Annotated in this window: 15 protein-coding genes and 1 pseudogene; 7 read left to right on the top strand and 9 right to left on the bottom strand. The window is 41.7% G+C overall.

The features are described 5' to 3' along the window. Positions 1–13: 13 nt before the first annotated feature. The 4 genes from EBQ12_RS11980 (at position 14) to EBQ12_RS11965 (ending at position 4879) form a co-directional block, all read left to right on the top strand. On the top strand, positions 14–880 hold the full coding sequence (locus EBQ12_RS11980; RefSeq protein ID WP_008347242.1) for a TetR/AcrR family transcriptional regulator: 867 nt from the start codon (positions 14–16) through the stop codon (positions 878–880). 16 nt (positions 881–896) lie between these two features. After that, on the top strand, positions 897–2330 hold the full coding sequence (locus EBQ12_RS11975; protein ID WP_007498149.1) for an MDR family MFS transporter: 1434 nt from the start codon (positions 897–899) through the stop codon (positions 2328–2330). 174 nt (positions 2331–2504) lie between these two features. After that, entirely contained in the window at positions 2505–3881 is a 1377-nt protein-coding gene (locus EBQ12_RS11970) for an aspartate kinase (protein ID WP_045035011.1), read from the top strand. 152 nt (positions 3882–4033) lie between these two features. After that, complete coding sequence (locus EBQ12_RS11965; RefSeq protein WP_024720194.1) at positions 4034–4879, top strand: GAF domain-containing protein; 846 nt, start codon at positions 4034–4036, stop codon at positions 4877–4879. Between the two features lie 186 nt (positions 4880–5065). Here the strand turns inward: EBQ12_RS11965 and EBQ12_RS11955 are convergent, their stop codons facing one another. Both EBQ12_RS11955 and EBQ12_RS11950 read right to left on the bottom strand, forming a co-directional pair. Further along, positions 5066–6493, bottom strand: coding sequence for a sensor histidine kinase (locus EBQ12_RS11955; RefSeq protein ID WP_007498154.1), 1428 nt, complete (start codon positions 6491–6493; stop codon positions 5066–5068). Further along, a complete protein-coding gene (locus tag EBQ12_RS11950; protein WP_024720193.1) occupies positions 6483–7178 on the bottom strand; it encodes a response regulator transcription factor in 696 nt (231 codons plus the stop codon). The genes EBQ12_RS11955 and EBQ12_RS11950 overlap by 11 nt, the downstream gene beginning before the upstream one ends. A 266-nt stretch (positions 7179–7444) precedes the next feature. On the opposite strand from EBQ12_RS11950, the pseudogene EBQ12_RS19530 reads away from it, so the two are divergent. The 3 genes and pseudogenes from EBQ12_RS19530 to EBQ12_RS11940 form a co-directional block, all read left to right on the top strand. Continuing rightward, positions 7445–7658 (top strand): annotated as a pseudogene (locus EBQ12_RS19530) (transposase); the annotation flags it as partial. Positions 7659–7677: 19 nt separating this feature from the next. Beyond that, positions 7678–7791, top strand: a complete 114-nt coding sequence (locus tag EBQ12_RS11945) for an HNH/ENDO VII family nuclease (RefSeq protein ID WP_346772049.1) — start codon at positions 7678–7680, stop codon at positions 7789–7791. A 129-nt stretch (positions 7792–7920) separates the two neighbouring features. Beyond that, the gene (locus EBQ12_RS11940) at positions 7921–8211 is read left to right on the top strand and encodes a hypothetical protein (protein ID WP_241215640.1); all 291 of its coding nucleotides are present in this window, start codon (positions 7921–7923) and stop codon (positions 8209–8211) included. 398 nt (positions 8212–8609) lie between these two features. Here the strand turns inward: EBQ12_RS11940 and EBQ12_RS11935 are convergent, their stop codons facing one another. The 7 genes from EBQ12_RS11935 to EBQ12_RS11905 all read right to left on the bottom strand — a co-directional run bounded on the left by EBQ12_RS11935 (position 8610) and on the right by EBQ12_RS11905 (position 16165). Continuing rightward, positions 8610–9164: a recombinase family protein gene (locus EBQ12_RS11935; RefSeq protein WP_125590147.1), complete on the bottom strand. Its 555-nt coding sequence runs from the start codon at positions 9162–9164 to the stop codon at positions 8610–8612. 1703 nt (positions 9165–10867) lie between these two features. After that, a complete protein-coding gene (locus tag EBQ12_RS11930; protein WP_125590145.1) occupies positions 10868–12205 on the bottom strand; it encodes an MmgE/PrpD family protein in 1338 nt (445 codons plus the stop codon). Next, positions 12196–13353 carry an amidohydrolase gene (locus EBQ12_RS11925; RefSeq protein WP_125590143.1) on the bottom strand — a complete coding sequence of 386 codons (1158 nt, stop codon included), beginning with the start codon at positions 13351–13353 and terminating at the stop codon, positions 12196–12198. The genes EBQ12_RS11930 and EBQ12_RS11925 overlap by 10 nt, the downstream gene beginning before the upstream one ends. Before the next feature lie 33 nt (positions 13354–13386). Next, on the bottom strand, positions 13387–14133 hold the full coding sequence (locus EBQ12_RS11920; protein WP_007498162.1) for an amino acid ABC transporter ATP-binding protein: 747 nt from the start codon (positions 14131–14133) through the stop codon (positions 13387–13389). Positions 14134–14145: 12 nt separating this feature from the next. After that, positions 14146–14820 (bottom strand): amino acid ABC transporter permease, encoded by a 675-nt coding sequence (locus EBQ12_RS11915; RefSeq protein ID WP_007498163.1) that lies wholly within the window; start codon positions 14818–14820, stop codon positions 14146–14148. A 24-nt stretch (positions 14821–14844) separates the two neighbouring features. Continuing rightward, positions 14845–15639: an amino acid ABC transporter substrate-binding protein gene (locus EBQ12_RS11910; protein ID WP_007498164.1), complete on the bottom strand. Its 795-nt coding sequence runs from the start codon at positions 15637–15639 to the stop codon at positions 14845–14847. Positions 15640–15661: 22 nt separating this feature from the next. After that, a complete protein-coding gene (locus EBQ12_RS11905; RefSeq protein WP_024720188.1) occupies positions 15662–16165 on the bottom strand; it encodes a GNAT family N-acetyltransferase in 504 nt (167 codons plus the stop codon). Between the last annotated feature and the right edge of the window lie 14 nt (positions 16166–16179).

The raw sequence follows: 16179 nt of genomic DNA, 5'->3' as shown, positions 1-16179 counted from the left end.
AGGACTTATGAAGATGAACGAAAAGCAAGAAGAGATTTTGCGGGTGTCGAAGAAATTATTTTCTCAAAAAGGCTATATGAGTGTCTCCATGCAGTCAATTGCTGATGCCTGTAAAATATCAAAAGCGTCTATTTATAAACTGTTTGATTCAAAGGAAGCTCTTCTATTGGAACTGATTAAATACAATCAGCGCAAAATGAGAGAGATTTCTCAGATCATTCATTCCGAAACGACGCTGTCCAAAAAGGAAAAATTCACAAAAAAGATTAAGCTTGAGCTTGAAGAGTTTAAAGAGAATCATAAATTTTTGAATATGCTGTCCTTTGAAGCTTTTTCACAGCATTCGCCCATCGTCATTAAGCATTTACGTGAGACACGCTCCATTATCATGCAGCGACACAGAGACATCATTTTAAGCACATATGGTGAATCTGTTGCGCCTTATGTGTGGGATCTTGTGATTGTCCTCAACGGATTAATGAGAGAATTCATCTTGATGTTGGCGATTGAGCACAAGAACATCCAATTAGAAAATGCCGCCGAAATGATCATCGGTGTGATGGACCGTGTATCAATAAAGCCTTGCTCCATTGAGCCTGTGCTAACAGATCAGCTGATGGACTCTTATTTGCTTTCCACACAGGAAGAATATGATGAAGAAAAGCTTGTCATCTCGTACTTAACAAAAATAAAACAAGAGCTTCACACACTATCAAACGGAGAAGAAAAGGACGATCTCCTCTCTGCGTTTGAACTGCTGAGTCAAGAACTGTCAAAGGACCAACCGAGAACCTTTTTAATCAGCTCATTGCTTGATTATTTAGGCAAACACAGCGTTTTATCTCAAAACGTGTCACAGCTGAAAAGCATTATTTTATAGATAAAGAAGGGATAATATGAACCAATCAACAACATCGTATAACCGGTCTGTGATTGTTGGGATTTTCCTCGTTGGGGCGTTCGTTGCGATCTTAAACCAAACGCTTCTCATTCCAGCGATCCCGCATATCATGGAAGAGTTCAATATTGATGTCAGTAAAGGCCAATGGCTGACCACAGCCTTTATGCTGACAAACGGGATTCTCATCCCAATTACGGCCTTTTTAATTGAGAAATTTTCAAGCCGTTCCTTAGTCTTAACGGCTCTTAGCATTTTTACAGCAGGTACCATTCTTGCTTCGTTCGCCACGAATTTCCCGGTGCTACTTGCAGCACGTATCGTGCAGGCAGCAGGCGCAGGAATTTTGATGCCGCTCATGCAAACGATCTTTTTAACCATTTTCCCAAAAGAAAAACGCGGGCAAGCCATGGGTATGGTCGGACTTGTGATTTCATTCGCACCGGCGCTTGGACCAACACTTGGCGGCTGGATTGTCGATTCCTTTAGCTGGAAGTTCTTATTCTATATTGTTCTTCCTATCGGTATTATTGATCTCATTCTTGCTTTCTTCTTAATGAAAAATGTCACACAGCAAAGAGACACTCGTATCGATGTCTTATCGGTGATCCTGTCTTCCTTCGGATTTGGCGGACTGCTGTACGGATTTTCAAGTGTCGGAACGTATGGCTGGACGAGTGCGACCGTTCTGATTTCACTCATTGTCGGCGCTGTGAGCTTGTTCTTCTTTATCCTGCGTCAGTCGAATTTGAAAAGACCGATGCTTGAGTTTGGCGTCTTTAAGTTTGCGATCTTTAGCTTAACGACCTTCCTCGGTATGCTCGTCTTTGCCTTACTGATTGGAACAGAGACGATTCTGCCGCTCTATACGCAGAATGTCAGAGGGTTATCTGCCCTTGATACAGGGCTGATCTTATTGCCAGGGGCTCTCTTTATGGGATTCCTATCACCGATTATCGGACGAATTTTTGACAAAGTAGGCGGTAAAGGGCTGGCTCTAGGCGGGTTTACGATATTAGCTGTCACTTCCCTGCCATTTATGATGCTGAGCCTTGATTCATCGATTACCCTCATTACAGTGGCCTACACGCTTCGCTTAATCGGGGTTGGGATGATCATGATGCCGCTGACAACAGCCGGTATTAACTCGTTACCACCGCATTTGATTCCGCACGGGACAGCAATGAATAATACGATGAGACAAATGGGCGGCTCTATCGGGACGGCTGTGCTTGTCTCCATTATGAGCAGCTCTGCTGCCAATGCAGCATTATCCGATCCAATGAAGTCAGCCGTTCATGGCATGAATACGTCATTTATCGTGTCTGGTGCTATTGCGGTCATTGGACTCGTTCTCTCGTTCTTCTTAAAAGAAAAACGTAAAAACAAAGTGATGAAGCAGGAGCTATCTTCTTCGTCCTCTTCTTCATAAAGACAAAGAGCTCGGCATATCGCCGGCTCTTTTTTCATCTATTCATACATAACGTCCTCCCCAAAAATACATTTGTTCATTCAGAGAAGAAAAACCTTGATAATTTGAAGAAAAGAGTTGATAATAGAAACTATTCAATTTGTGAGAAAATTTTTACTATAGGAGATGTATGCATTGAAGGTCGTTAAATTTGGTGGCAGTTCTCTTGCTTCTGGCAAGCAGCTGCAAAAGGTATTTGACATTGTCACAGCAGATCCAGCTCGAAAAGCAGTCGTTGTTTCCGCACCAGGAAAACGGCATTCAACGGATACGAAGGTCACCGATCTATTAATTAGCTGCGGTGAACAATATTTACGTTTAGGTGAAGCACACGATTTACAAGAAGCTGTCATCGAGCGATATGCCTCGATTGCGGATGAGCTGGGATTAGGTCAAGACATTATTGACACCATCCGGCAAGATGTAAACACGTTATTACAGGCTGATTCTTCTCATCCTGAGCGTTATCTTGATGCGATTAAAGCAAGCGGTGAAGATAATAACGCAAAGCTGATTGCAGCCTACTTTCAGCATCAAGGCGTCGAAGCGCACTATGTGAATCCAAAAGAAGCCGGTCTATTTGTCAGCGACGAGCCTGGTCAAGCGCAAGTCCTTCCAGAATCGTATGATCATTTGTACAAATTAAGAGAACGCTCTGGCATTATTGTGTTCCCTGGCTTTTTCGGTTTTAGTCTAGCGGGTGATATCGTCACTTTTTCCCGTAGTGGATCAGACATTACCGGTTCCATTTTGGCAAATGGACTGAAGGCAGATGTGTATGAAAACTTTACGGATGTGGATGCAGTCTACGCCGTCAATCCAACGATCGTTCATGAACCAAAAGAAATCACAGAGCTGACGTATCGTGAAATGCGTGAATTGTCCTATGCGGGTTTTTCTGTATTTCATGATGAGGCACTTATTCCAGCCTTTCGGGCAGGCATTCCTGTTCAGATTAAGAACACCAATAATCCAGCGGCCAAAGGCACGAAAATTGTAAATCAACGGGATCATACGAATGGCCCTGTTGTGGGAATCGCGTCAGACAATGGATTTTGCAGTATTTATATCTCTAAGTATTTGATGAACCGAGAAGTGGGCTTTGGACGTAAGGTGTTGCAAACGTTAGAGGAATATGGACTTACGTATGAACACGTGCCTTCTGGCATTGATGATATGACCATTATTTTAAGGCAGGATCAGCTGGAGGAGCAACAGATTGAACAAGAGCTTTTAGACCGATTAAAGCTTGTGCTTGATGCAGATGAAGTGGTTTTAGAGCGGAACCTCTCGCTTATTATGGTCGTAGGAGAAGCGATGCGTCATAATGTTGGTACAACAGCAAGAGCGGCAAAAGCACTGTCAAAAGCCAAAGTGAATATTGAAATGATCAACCAAGGCTCTTCAGAGGTGAGCATGATGTTTGGCGTCAAAGCGGCTCAAGAAAAAGAAGCCGTTCAAGCCTTATATGAGGAATTTTTCTCTATGTCCACGGTGCCTGTCTCCATTTAATCAGCAGACTGTCAGATCTCCGGATCGGCAGTCTTTTTGATCTCACACGATTTGCGCATTAAAGTATATCTATTTCTCGTTTGATTTTGTATGATAGAGACAAATCAACTATTGTTCCGGCCATTGATCGGAGCTACAAGGAGTCCTAATCCATGCCTCGTCAACAACTATTAAAACAGTTTCGCAATTTTCATGATGCTTCTACAAGTATTTTAAACATGATGAGTCAATTCATTCATATGAATACACTGTTTATTGCTAAAAATGATCAAAACACCAATCAGATTGTGAAGGTGCTAAATCATGACGAGCAGCTTCTTGAAGAAGGGGAAGAAAATCCTTACGAGAAGACATTTTGCAAGCTGGCGGTCGATCATCGCGATACGCTGTTGATCCCTGATATCCGCTTGGACGAGCGTTCAAAAAACTTAGACGTCACGAAACAGCTGCAAGGCGGCTCATTTATTGGGGTTCCCATCGATTTTACTGATGGTACGAACTATGGAACAATTTGCGGACTTGACCTAAGGCCGCAGCAATTTACAGAAGAGCATGTTCATATGTTTGAAACGATGGCATCTTTGTTGAGTTACGTCTTAGAACTCGACCAGGCCAATCGGCAGATTCAGCAATTATCTGTACCGATCGTACCTGTTGTTGACGGTGTCGCCGTGCTCCCTCTTCTTGGTGATATCGAAGAGACACGTGCGCAGCATATTTTAGAAACCATTTTACAGGAAAGCTACAGGCTGTCGCTCTCTCATTTGGTCATTGATGTTTCAGGGACAAAACGACTCAATGAACAAAGCATTCAATACTTGGTCAGCTATGCGCAAACGTTAAGACTGTTAGGCATCTCAGCTGTTTTAACAGGAATTAAGCAAGACCTTGCGCTGAGTGCGATTCAATCGAATATTTCATTTAAAGACATCACCATTCGTAAGGATTTACCGCAGGCACTTGCCCATATCGGCTTAACGTTCTCCAAAACAGAATAAGTGATGATACACCAAAAAGGGCTAAACTGAGTTTAGCCCTTTTTCTTCTTTTCAGCGTGATAGAAAACCTTTGCAGTCTAGGAAAGACGAGTACCGGCGCGGAGCGAATTTCACATTCGTGAGCACCGGCACGCAGGACTGACACCGAATGCGAGGGTTTGTCTACACGCTGAGGCTAAACAGAGTTTAGCCCTTTTCTTGTGGTAGCGGCAATCGAATGATAAATGTTGTTCCCTTATGTTTTTCACTTTTTAAATCAATCTGTCCGTCGTGCAAGTCCACAAGCTGCTTGACAATCGACAAGCCAAGTCCGTATTCTCCATATGGTGTATTCGTTCTCGAAATATCCGCTTTATAAAAACGTTCCCAAATGTGTTTGACTTCTTCAGGTGCAATGCCGATTCCCGTGTCTTCTACTTCAATGATCGTTTCCCCATTCTCTTCTTTCCCTCTCAAAGAAATACGGCCGCCTTCTGTAAATTGAATGGCGTTCTTTGTGATGTTGACGAGGATTTGAATGAGCCGGTCATAATCTGCGTATACCTTTTGTTCAGGGTGAACCTCTACCATGAGCTGATTGTTTTTCTCTTCAGCCATTCGGCTCAGCTGCTCCTTAATCACTTCAAACGTATCAATGAGTGGATAGTGAAATTTTTGAAGGGTGATTTGATTCGACCTGATTTTCTCATAATCCATATTTTCATTGACGAGACGCAACATTCTTTTTGTTTCATCAGTGATGAGCGCATAGCATTTCTCTTTCTCTTCTGCCGGCACATCCGCAGTATTCAGCCATTCGACCAATCCTCGAATGGTCGTCAGCGGTGTTTTCAATTCGTGAGACACATCCGCAATGAATTGGCGTCTTCGTTTTTCGAGCCGGTCAATTTCCTCTCTTGACCGTTGAAGACGATTGGCCATCATATTAAAATCCTCACCTAGTGTGCCAATTTCATCAAGGTGTTTGTTTTCAAGATGAATGTTGTAATCACCATGCGCAATTTTCTCAGTTGCCTCTCTCAGTTTTTTGATACGATTCACATGGAACTTCGACAGAAACAGGCTGAGAATAAAGGTAATCGTCAATGCCACAAACACGATGATATATAAATACCGGTTCATTTGAGCAATCAGCTCTTCTGCTCCTTGAATAGGAGCTATGAGCACCACCCCGCCCTTCAGCTTTCCGTCTTCCATGACAGGAAGTGCCACAAGTGATGCTTCTTGATCAAGCCGGCGCGAATCACTTCGCTTGACAATGATTTCTTCTCCTTTTGCAAGCTTGGCCCACAAATCTTTTGTGAGTAACGCTTCATGCGGTGGCATCTCTTGCTGCTGAGACAGCACAGTCCCTTTTTCATCAAAGACGAAAAAACGGATTTGTCTTGTCGAAAGAATGTCTTCAAATGGACGCAAACGGAAGTTCATCTCGGCTTTCGACAGTTGTTTAAAATTCTCCAAAATTTCATTCCCATACGAACTCATTTCGTCTACCCTATTTTGATAGGCGATATCTTTTACAAAATGAGACATGAGGGTGCTGATAATAATGATGGCAATGAGCAATAACCCAAGGTGACTAATCAGCAACTGGTAAAAATATTTAATCTTCATCGAACTTATACCCTACGCCCCATACCGTATACAGAAAGGGCTTAGGTCCGTCTCCGATTTTTTGGCGCAATCGTTTAATATGAACATCAACTGTTCGTTCATCACCATAAAATTGGTATCCCCAAATTTGCTCAAGCAATTGTTCTCGTGAAAATACTTGCCGAGGATGCTGTATAAAAAAGCACAGCAGATCGTATTCCTTTGGCGTTAAATTTTCGATCCGTTTCCCCTCTAGAAACACTTCTCTCGTTTTTTTATCTAACTGAAAATGTTCGGTCTCCAGCCGTTCGTCCTCTTTCGCTCCTTCTTGAGTAGATGTTGTTTGAGCAAAACGTCGTTTCACTGCTTTGATTCTTGCCATTAAGGTGAGCGGACTAAAGGGTTTTGTCACATAATCATCTGCCCCAAGATCGAAGCCCAGCACCTGATCAGATTCCGTTTCCTTTGCTGTCAGCATAATAATCGGAACATCACTAATCTGGCGTACTTTTTGACAAATGGTCAGACCATCCATTGAAGGAAGCATGACATCTAAGATGAGCAGATCCCAATCCTCCTCTTGCTTAAATCGATTCAATCCTTCTAATCCATCATGGACAAATTCCGCTTGAAATCCTTCTCGTTGAAAAAACATATCCGTCATTGTACAAACACTCTGGTTATCTTCAATCATTAATATTTTCATATCAGCCTCCGCTGTTGCCTTTGTTTTTCTTTATGTAGCTTTATTTTACATGTTCCTTCTCAAATCTCAATTGGATTGATACGATTTCATGAACTTATCATGCTTTGGTCATCTTTTATTCATACTTTTTGATGGAGTTGGGTGTCGAGGTAAGCCACATTGATTTTTGTTATGAAAAAAAGCTCATCTGATTGATGAGCCTAGGCTGTCGAGAAAATCTCGACAGCTTTATTTTCCCCTTAAATTTTCCACCGTCCCATTTTATAATAGAGCATACTAAAGGAAGGTGTTTTTCTCATGTTCAAGCCGAATTTGTATTGCTAGATCAACTGGTTGAAGAGGATCACTTGCTTCGTAAAATTGACCAGTACATTGATTTTTTCATTTATCGCCGATAAAATAAGACCGTATTATAGTGAGTATAAAGATCTTCCTTCTCTTGATTCGCTTATTTTATTCAAAATGATGTTTATCGGATACTTGTAAGGAACTCCATGGCATCATTAAGACTGGCGAAAGTTTTCAAAATAACCCCATTTTAGAAAAACAATACAATAATTTTAAAAAGAATTATTGGAAATCTAGAGCCCAAGAGATTCTAAATAAATTATAGAAAGAGGAAACACAATGTTGGTTGAAGATATGATTCTAAATTACTTTGAAAAATATCAAGATGAAGATAGTGTAATTTATGGCAGGGCTTATACAGAAATATAAGGGGAATCGAGGGAATAATGTTTACGTGGTCTACAAGCCATTAAACAAGACAGAATTGTATAAATGTGTTCCTCATAAAGTCGACCAATTTAAAGAATTTGAATCTAAGCTAGTGAAAACAGCCAAACATAATAAGGAACGTTTTCAACAGCATCTACAGGATAAACAATTAAGGAAACGGAAACAACAAGAACAGCAAATTCAAACAAGGCAAGTTATTTCTACTGTGGACCAATTAGTGAATAATGAATCTAAAGACTTTTCACCTGAGGATATTGAACTACTCAGAAAAGTAGAATTGTTGGGAAGGAGTTAGCACAAATTAAGCACCTTAAAGTCACAAGAATAGGGATTAAGCAGTTCAAATAATGAACCTAAATAGTTCAATGATTGTACTTAAGAAAGTTCTTATTATGAACGTTATACATACTTACTTTAACCAAACTTAAATTTGTTCTCTAAAGAATACTACGAAAAGAATAACAGAGATCTGTTAAAAGTATAAAGTAAAGAAAGTATTAACGTTCATTATTTGAACTGTGCACAATTAGTCTTTGCAGGGAATCCTTATGATAGCAACGTTTGTGACATATTTATATTGTTCATTTTTGTGTAAATTCTCACTTTTTTCCGCTTCCATGTCCTCTTTAAACAGATGACTCAGAAATGTTTTTCCTGCACAATGGAACATCTAAAGTAAAAGAACCAACAGCATTAGCTGTTAGCCTTTCGTTTTGCACGTATTAGGGTACTTTTACTAATGCCCGTCTTATTTTCTACTTCTTTGTAAGACTCGGTTTGTAATAGCTTTAACGCATGTTCTATCTGTTTTTTATTGTATTTATTTGGACGACCTTCTCTAAAGTCGTCACGTTGTTTAGCAATGGCTTTACCTTCCTGAGTACGTTCTACAATTAAGTTTCTCTCCATTTCTGCTACTGCTAATAATGTAGTTAAGAAGAAGCTACCCATTGTCGTATCTTCTAATAACCCCACATTTAAAACATGGACTCTTACGCCTTTAGAAAATAAACCTTTTACGATCTGAATTCCCTCAACAGTGTTTCTTGCTAATCTATCTAGTTTAGTGACAACTAATGTATCACCTTCTTTTATGATTGAAAGAACTTTTTGTAATTGTAGTCTTTCTGATTTAGTTCCTGTAATCCTCTCAGAATAAATATTGTCACAGCCTTCTTTTTCTAGTGCTATTATTTGCACCTCTAATTCCTGTGACAGCGTACTTACTCGTGCGTATCCATACTTCATATATGTAATAGCCCCTTTTTGATGGTTTAATAATGAGACTAAGTTATGACACCATCCGATACCTTGATAATACTGCAATGTCTTTTGGGTGTCAATACTGTTAAGTTATGACACTTGTTTAATAGAGAAAAGGGCCGCCGCATAACGACAACCCATCTATTGTTGGAGGAATGTTTAATGTCTGTTTACCTTATTGTAATTCTATTCATTTTTAACAAATCAAAATGTTGTTCAAACCGTACATAATCATACTATTTTTTTTAGTTTTCCCACTTATACTATTACTATTTTTATAAAACTTACCTATTAAGTTATTTCATATAGTTAGCGTCTAACTTACAAAAAATTATCATATGCATCCCCCCCTTCTCTTTGGATATAGACAGTGATGATAGGTAGTCCACTATTAAGGTGTGCTACCACTACTGTTATCAAACTTCGCTAAGACCCAACTGCCTAAGAGGCACAGAATTGGTAATGCGAAATCGCTAAGCTTTATCCAGTCAAATATTATAAAGCCAGTACAGTTAGCGATAAGTAGGACTACTACAATTAACATAATTCTAAAAAAACTTTTTTGCGTCATCATTAAACATTCCTCCAATAGACTTTTTTCTCAGCTATTGGGAGTAAGCTGTTAAGCACTTTTTAAATGATAATTACTTTGGATACATCCTCCAAATCACTGCCTTCTATATTATACTATATATACCGATTTATGGATAGTTGTGCAGTTGGATTGGGAAATATGTGAATGATACTATCCATACACACGAAAAAAGGGTTGTATATTTTAAAGTGTTAATTAAAAGGGAAGGGCTAAAACACATCCACCTTATTTATTATTATCATCACCACAGCTCCATTGGCCTAGGTACAGCTTCATCAATACCCTATGGGGAGGGGATGTATATATGGCGTGTCTGGTCTCCAATAAATATACATATATTTTTCAAGAATTTTTGGGACTAACAAGTTTTCTAAGTGGTTATCTACAAGGCTGATAATCTTAGCTTAACGAACTAATTACTTTGCTTTCTTTGCTTTCTTTGCTTTACAGCATTCTAGGGACAGGGGATGGTTATGAAATTTACAATAATTGAATATCCTTTTCTTAAAAAAATTTTTGCTGTAGTTTTAAAAATATTTTTGGTGGCTTGCTGTCAGGAAAGACAAGGGGAATAAATTAATTGAACAGATATATAAAGAACAGCAAAAGAGATAGGTGATTCGATAGCTGAGAAGGAATAAATATAACAAAGGGTGTTAGCTATCTCAACCCAGTCTCTTAGGAAGGTATTCCCTTCGGGCTTCATACTTATTAAACACAGTAATTAAAATGCTTATTTAAAAGTATACTTAACTTTGACGACTAGAAATGTAATAGATGTTTTAAACACGGTTGAGTATTTATTTTTAATTCCAATGTCCTAATTCAGTTCGTATTTGTAAGTACCTAACTGACAAGAAAATTTCAGTGAGGTGCTTATAAAAATGGAGAAAGATACACTTAAGAACAGGAGACCAGTTAAAATAAATGTACGTGTTTTAAATGAACCATCTAAAGAAGCGATAGTAAATACAGCAAAAATATTAAGGATTTTAAGCAACTCTGCTTAGAGTCCTTTTTTGTATATGTTTGTCCCTGAAATCTGGTCCAAACTTAGAAGGGATAATATCAAACTGATAGGCCTTTTTCTTTCTTACAACGACAAAAGATGCAAATAGAAGATTTCATTATTCTCCTCAACCGCCTGTAAAACCTGCTTTGCCTGTGATGTGCTGGTGACGCTGCTTAACTTTTGTAGGATGTCTTCTGTCGATAACGCACAGCCTGGTGCTCCCCGAGGGATATCGACCCGTTTGCTGATGGTGGTTCCGTCAGATAAGGTGAGCTTTACAATCGTAAATCGTCCTTTTGGCACTGCGTCTGGATGGGGTTCTGTCGTTTGATCATATACTCTCTTCACCCGCTTCATCCATGTCCGCAGCTCTGGTGAAATGGTTTTTTTCGTAAAAGCATCCAGTGATAAAGGTTGTCCAAATACCGCTAGTGCGATGACATACTCGACACTAAATCGTCCCTCTTCTCCCGTCAAAGGTGTCCGCTCCGTGAGTGCTGCATCTCCGCCAGGCGGAAACATGACGTCGACCTGTTCGATCTTCCCCTGTAAGGAAGAGTGTTCTTGTACTAATGACTCGATCGCATCGGCTGCATGATGCGCCGCTGAACAGAACGGATAGACTTTGAACCATAGACCTGGTGACACAATACGCCACGCAGTGCCATAGTCCTCTAGCAGACGTCTTTCCGCTAGTTTCTGATCCCCATAGAGAGAAAAGAAGCCCAGCTCTCCATCCAGAAGCGATTCACTCCCGCCAAAACCTGAACAAGCTAAATCCATGGACCATACGGCGGTTTTAGCGGCGAGGCCAGCTTGTAATGGTTTCATATCAGTCCCAAACTGCTTTCGCATTCCAGCTGATTGCGCACCTGCAAAGCCGATCGCTTTCGCCAGCTCTTTCTGTGAAACTTGTTTCAAATAACCAATCGCACAGACCGCTGCAATGGCTCCGAGAGTTCCGGTATTATGCCAGCCCCGCTCATAATGCGATTTGCCGATGGATTCACCTAGCCTTGCCATCACTTCGACGCCAGTAATGTAGGCTGCTAGAAATTGATCACCGTACGCCTCCCCGTTGGTCAGCTGGGAAAGCAAGGCAGGGATGATGACCGCACTTGGGTGTCCTCTCACATCAGAATGCACATCATCATAATCAAGGGCGTGAATCAGGTAGCCATTTAGCATGGCTGCGGATTGACGGCTGACCTTCTTCCCTTGTCCAATGACAGGAATTTGAGCCGCGCCGCCTTCTTGTTCCACCAGCGCCATGAGCTTCTGAATCCCTTCATCCTCTTTTGCAGCAAGCGCTGCTGCCGCAGCGTCTAACAAACCGTTTCGAGCCATTTGAACGGCCTGTTGATCTTGCAGCGGATCAGCAGAGAGCACTGCCTCTGCGAGCTGTTTCGTTAGTTCCATGATCTTGACTCCAACGCCCGAACCGCAAGCTCGGAGAAGAAAGCAGCGGCAACAGGGAGTGCGTCTTCATTTAACGTAAAGGCAGGGTGATGCCATTCCTCGGTACCGCTTGTCCCCATCCAGACGAAAAAGCCTGGAATGTGCTCTTGGTAAAGGGCAAAGTCTTCTCCGCCTGGTGACTGCTCTGCCTGTACTACTGCGAGATCAAGTGCTTCTGCCGTTTCTTCCACAACCTTTGTCAAACGCTCGTCATTCATCACAGAAGGCAAATACGGATGCCATTTCACTTCTGCCTTTGCGCCAAATCCTTCTGCGATACCGCTCACGATTTGTTTCATGAGATCTGGAACCATCGCTCTCACTTCAGGTTCAAACGTCCGAACGGTCCCTTCCATCTCGACGCGATCAGGTATTACATTCCATGATGTGCCGCCTTGAATACGTGTGATGCTGACAACCGCATGATGCAAAGAACTAATGCGGCGGCTGACAATTTGCTGTAGGGCGCTTGTGATCTGACCGCTGATGGCAATCGGATCAATTGTGTGATTTGGAATTCCAGCATGACCACCCGTTCCTTGAATGTCGATTTCAAACCGATCGACACTCGCCATTAACGCTTTTTCTCTTATCCCGATGGTGCCAACTGGCAGGTTAGGTTTATTGTGCATACCAAATATCGCATCCACTCCATTTAAGACGCCTGCCTCTATGACGTGTTTCGCTCCTTGCGCGACTTCCTCAGCCGGCTGGAACAAAATGCGGACTGTTCCCTTGAGCTCATGTTTCCGTTCGTTTAATAGGACGGCCGCACCAAAAATCGAAGCGGTATGGAAATCATGGCCGCATGCATGCATTTTCCCTTGTATCTTTGAAGAAAATGGTTCGCCAGATGCTTCTTCAATCGGAAGTGCGTCAATATCGGCTCTCAGAGCAATCGTTGGTCCCTCTTGTTCTCCTTTGATTTCACAAACGACCCCGGTTTGAAGATCTGGGAAATCGAGCACTGTGATCCCTTCCTCTTCTAACCAGCCTCGTAGTTTTTTTGTCGTTTCATACTCTTCAAATGCTAGCTCTGGATGCTCATGAAGCGCTCGGCGCATGTTAATTAAACGTTTGTTTAAAGCTTCATTTCCTAATGATTTCACTGATACTCACCCCTCTAAAGAGTAAAAAGCAGCTTATGCTTCTTCAGCCGCTGCTTCTTTTTGGATAAATCGTTTTGTTCGTTCATTCTTCGTTTCGTCAAATAGTTCGGTTGGCGTTCCCTGCTCAATGATATGACCATCTGCCATAAAAATCACATGATCTGCTACTTCTCTTGCAAACGCCATTTCATGTGTCACGATGATCATCGTTGTTTCTTGGATGGCAATGGATTTAATCACTTGAAGCACACCTGAGACAAGCTCTGGATCTAGTGCTGACGTTGGTTCATCCAGCAAAATCGCATGTGGATCGACCGCTAACGCACGGGCAATCCCGATTCGCTGCTGCTGGCCGCCGGATAGTGTGACCGGGTAGCTGTCAGCTTTTTGTTCTAGCCCTACTTGTTTCAATAGCTTCATACCGATTTCATTTGCCTGCTGTTTTGTCATTTTTTTCGTCACAAGCAGTGACTCTGTAATGTTTTGCAGGGCTGTTTTGTTTTTGAATAAATTATAGTTTTGAAACACCATGGCCGTTTGCTGACGCAGGTGATGGGCTTCTTTACGTGTATATTTAGACGCATTCAGCTTCGCATCGCCAATTTCAATCGTACCTTCGTCTGGCGTTTCTAATAGATTTAGACAGCGCAGCAATGTTGATTTACCGGAGCCAGAAGGTCCGATAATGGCCACAACCTGCCCTTTTTGCACGTCAAGATTAATTCCGTCTAAGACGACAAGGTCGCCGAATGATTTTTTCAAATTGGTGAGCTTGATCATGTCCACACCTCCTTAATTCCGGTAAGGTTTGCTGATTTTTCGTTCAAATAGGTCTTGTAGGAAACTATAAATGATGGTGAGTACCCAATACACAATGCCAACCGCTAAATACGTTTCAAAGTACTTATAGTTGGCCGATGCAATCATTTTCCCTTGCGCAAACATTTCTGCCACCCCAATGGTAAAGGCAAGCGATGTTTCTTTTAAAAGTCCAATAAAGGTATTCCCCGTCGCTGGAATGGCATTTCTGACGGCCTGCGGGAAAATAATTCTGACGTAAGACTGCCATCTTGTCATGCCGACAGATAAACAGGCCTCAAGCTGCCCTTCATCCACTGAATTAAGAGCCGCTCTAAAAATTTCTGCTAAGTACGCTGAGTTTTTAATACTTAAACCGATAATGACCGCTGTTAAGGCATCCATTGAGGTCATCGCAGGGAATAGCTGCGGAAGACCAAAATAAATGAGAAAGAGCTGAACCAAAGTTGGAACCGCTCTGAAAAAAGAAATATACAGCTTGGCAAATTGGTATAAGACAGGTATCCGGTTTTTCGTTATAAGCGCGAATACCACACCAATGATAATGGCAAATACCATGGAGACAATCGCCATGAAGATCGTTATCGGCAAGTATTGAATCAAGGTTGGAAAAACCGTCACCATATACTGCCAATCAATGTGATTCATGTCTGCTTTTCACCGCCGCTGTTGTTATTTTTTAATTGGAACTGTGACATCGTCTTTGAAATATTTCTCAGACAATTTCTTCAGTGTTCCGTCTTCTCTTAATTCTTTGATCGCTTGATTGAATTCTTCTCTTAGCTTGTCGTGCTTTTCATCTTTGGCAAATGGGTAGCCGACTTCTTCATATACGATTGGGTTGCCGACGATTTTGAGTGGAAGTCCTGTTTTTTCAATTTGAGCTAACAAGACACTGCGTCCGTTGACGTAAGCATCTACACGGCCATTTGCGACTTCATTTAATACACCGTCTTGTGTTTCATATGTTTTGATGTTGATTTTCTTGTCTGGGTCTTTGCTCTCTAGGTTTTTGGCATGGTTTGAGCCAAGAACAGCCGCCACCGTTTTTCCTTTTAAGTCGTCAAGTCCTTTAATGTCCTTGTTGTCCTTCTTGACAATGATTTGTGTTCCTGCGTATGCATACGTATCTGTAAAGTTGAACGTTTGTTTACGCTCATCTGTAATCGCAACTTGGTTTGATACGGTATCCAGCTTACCAGATGTCAGCTGGCCCATCAGTCCGCTGAATTCACTCAGCTGCCAGTCTAGTTTGTAGCCTAGCTTTTTCGCAATGGCTTCTGTGACCTCGACATCAAATCCTACTAGTTTGCCGTTTTCTTTATAAGCAAATGGATAGCTTTGGCCTGTAGCGCCCACTTTAAGCACTTTCTCGTCTTTGCCTTCACTCTGATTACCCCCGCCGCATGCTGCTAACACCGCAAGCATTGCCGCAAATAAAACAACTAGCCACTTTTTGTTTTTCATGTTCGTACACCCTTCTTTCCTCTTATGGTTGTGTAATATCTGATCGTAATTGTTTTTTAAAATAAATGGTGATATGGCCTTTGCCTAAATCCTTTTCACCTGCTCTGACATAGCCTTTACGCTCATACATGTCCATGAGCCACGGATGCTTATCAGCTGTCCCAAGAGAGACAAACGGTACCTTTAGTGTGTCCCTTAGCACTTCCGTTTCAACCCACTCAAGCAAGGCTGAGCCTGTGCCTTTTTTTGCCGCTGGTTCTGAAGCAAACCACCAAATATGCGGAACGCCGAATGGTCCTGGCTGTTCTCCCCAAGGCATACGGAGTGATAAGGTGGAGAGAAGCTCTCCGTTTTCTTCCATTACATAGCAAAGGTTCTTTTGTACATTTTTCTGAACGAGGGCGACATCTGCATGTGCTGCTTGGAACTGGATGCCGAGCTCACGAATCGGCTCGTAGGCTCTTGTTGTCAGTTCAAGCAGCGCTTCTATATCATCCTCAGTTGCCAGACGAAACGTATATCCCAACGTTAGTCACCTCA

The sequence above is a fragment of the Bacillus sp. 2B09 genome (assembly GCF_003946835.1).
Classification (GTDB): domain Bacteria; phylum Bacillota; class Bacilli; order Bacillales; family Bacillaceae; genus Bacillus; species Bacillus altitudinis.
Note: the sequence above shows the minus strand (reverse complement) of the source record. Positions and strands in the feature narration are given on the sequence as shown.